Consider the following 2,319-nt stretch of genomic DNA (forward strand, 5'->3'; position numbering starts at 1 on the left):
GTTGAAGCCGACGCTGATGGCCGGTGCCACCGGCGCGACCCCGGGCACGCAGGCTGTACTGGTCGCGCCCGACACCGTGCGCGCATTCCTCACCGCCAATGGCATCGCCGTCGACGGCAAGTCGACGGACGCGAAGGCCGCGGCCGTGCGCGTGATCTGCGTGCGAAAGTAGCGGCGCTGCGGCCCAGCCGAGGCGTGCCATGCCGCCGCAAACGTTAACGCGCGCCCGGCCATCGTTTACGCAATATTAAGCAAGTCGGTTTACCCAAAATTAAGAGCGCCGCTGCTGCGAAAAACAGCGTGACTTGCGGGACATCTGGCGATTTCAGCACGGCTCTCATGGACGAACGCCTGATCGGCAACGATCGGTCGTTTGATTCACGCGCACCTTGCTATCTACTCAGAACGAGTCCGGCCGTAGTCGAACGGTATGTTCAAATCTTCGTCCGACATGACATAGTTCCGTCAGTTTTGTCGGCGTGCTGATTCGGACCACCGCGATCCCTTGAGAACCTTCGGATCGGACTGGAACGTCCTGAGCGAGAACAGCTCCGCATTGCGACTTCAGCGATGCACCTCAGCTTTGGCGTTTCCAGTAGTTCCGTCAACAATCCGAAGGACTGTCCTCCGATGTACACGATCGTTCTGGCCACTCAGAAGGGCGGCAGCGGCAAGAGCACGCTCGCCATTGGTCTCGCAGTGGCCGCTCAGCAGGCCGGACACAATGTGCGTGTGATCGAAACCGATCGGCAGGGCACGCTGTCGAACTGGCAGGTTCGCCGCAACCTCGCCGAGCCCATTGTCGAAGCCGTCTACGACGCCAAGATGATCGAACCGCGCCTCGAGGCGCTGGCGCGCGGCGGCGTCACCGTCACCATCATCGATACCGCGAGCGGCATCAACGCCGCCACCACCGCCGCGATCCGCCACTGCGATCTCTGCCTCGTGCCCGCGCGTCCGAGCGTGGCCGACATCGAGGCGACCGCGCCGACCCTGAGCGTGATCCGCGCCTGGCGCAAGGCCTTCGCCTTCGTGCTCAACCAAACGCCGATCCGTGGCGGCCAGCGCATCAGCGAAGCAACCAGCTCGCTGGACGAGAGCGCGCCGCGCGATATCGCCGAGGTGCTGGCGCAGCCTTACATCAATATGCGCAACGACCATCAGGACGCGCTGGCGGCCGGTCAGGGCGTCACCGAATTTGATCCGTCAGGCAAGTCGGCCCAGGAGCTGCGCAGCCTGTGGCGCTGGACCATCTCCAAGCTCGCCGGCGACCTCGTCATGCAGGAAGCCAACGAGCTGAAGGGCGCGAGCGAGCTGATGGACGTCGAATTCCCGATCATGCTCCAGCCGCCGGCCGAACAGGCCGAGGCTTCGGTGTCGCGCGCCTATCCGACCTGGGCCGACAGCAACGCCAGCTGGGAAACCGGGTTCTAAGCCCTGCATCGCGGTGTAATGAGCGGAGCGCAATCTCGCTGTCGTCATTGCGAGCGAAGCGAAGCAATCCAGTCCTAAAAAGGAATTCTGGATTGCTTCGTCGCCTTCGGCTCCTCGCAACGACGTGCAGCGATCTCTATGGGCTATTGTCGAGATCGATTGGCGCGGAACGCTCCATCACTTCTGGCACTTCGGACACCAGAAGGTGGAACGGCCGTTCTGGGTGAAGCGCTTGACGATGCCCTCGCAGCCGCCGGTGCGGCATGGCTCGCCTTCGCGGCCATAGACCTGGAACGAATGCTGGAAATAGCCGAGGTCGCCATTGGCCTGGCGATGGTCGCGCAGCGATGATCCGCCGGCCTTGATCGCCTCGTTCAGCACGGTGTGAATTGCATCCACCAGCCGCCGTGCGTGATCGGCCGGCTCACCCTTTTTGGTCGCGAGCGTCGCCGCCAGCCGGCGCGGCGACAGCTGCGAACGGAACAGCGCCTCGCAGACATAGATGTTGCCGAGGCCAGCAACGACGCGCTGATCGAGCAATGCGGCCTTGAGGCTGGTCTTCTTGTTGGCGCAGGCATGCGCCAGCATCGCGGCATCGAATTCGTTGCCGAGCGGCTCCGGCCCGAGATCCTTCAGCAGCGGCTCTTGATCGAGCGCATTGCGCGCGATGATCTTCATGTAGCCGAAGCGGCGCGGATCGTTGAACACGATGTCGTTGCCCGAGGACATGTGAAACACCACGTGATCGTGCGCTGCGTCCTTGCCCCGCGCATGATGGAATTGGCCGGGCGTCGTCTCGCGGTCGGTCTTGATCACGCGGAACGAGCCGGACATGCCCAGATGCATCAGCAGTACGTCGCCGGAGCCGAGATCGGCCATCAGATA

Annotated in this window: 2 protein-coding genes and 1 pseudogene; 2 read left to right on the forward strand and 1 reads right to left on the reverse strand. The window is 63.2% G+C overall.

What is annotated here, in order from left to right:
- Positions 1–172, forward strand: a pseudogene (locus WA702_RS26945) (peptidoglycan-binding protein); the annotation flags it as partial.
- A 458-nt stretch (positions 173–630) separates the two neighbouring features.
- Complete coding sequence (locus tag WA702_RS26950; RefSeq protein WP_425113591.1) at positions 631–1,434, forward strand: AAA family ATPase; 804 nt, start codon at positions 631–633, stop codon at positions 1,432–1,434.
- Between the two features lie 177 nt (positions 1,435–1,611).
- Here WA702_RS26950 and mutM read toward each other — a convergent pair.
- Positions 1,612–2,319, reverse strand: a 708-nt coding sequence (gene mutM / locus WA702_RS26955; protein ID WP_425113592.1) for a bifunctional DNA-formamidopyrimidine glycosylase/DNA-(apurinic or apyrimidinic site) lyase, incomplete at its 5' end; no start/stop codon positions are given.

It is taken from the genome of Bradyrhizobium sp., assembly GCF_049798375.1.
Lineage (GTDB): Bacteria > Pseudomonadota > Alphaproteobacteria > Rhizobiales > Xanthobacteraceae > Bradyrhizobium.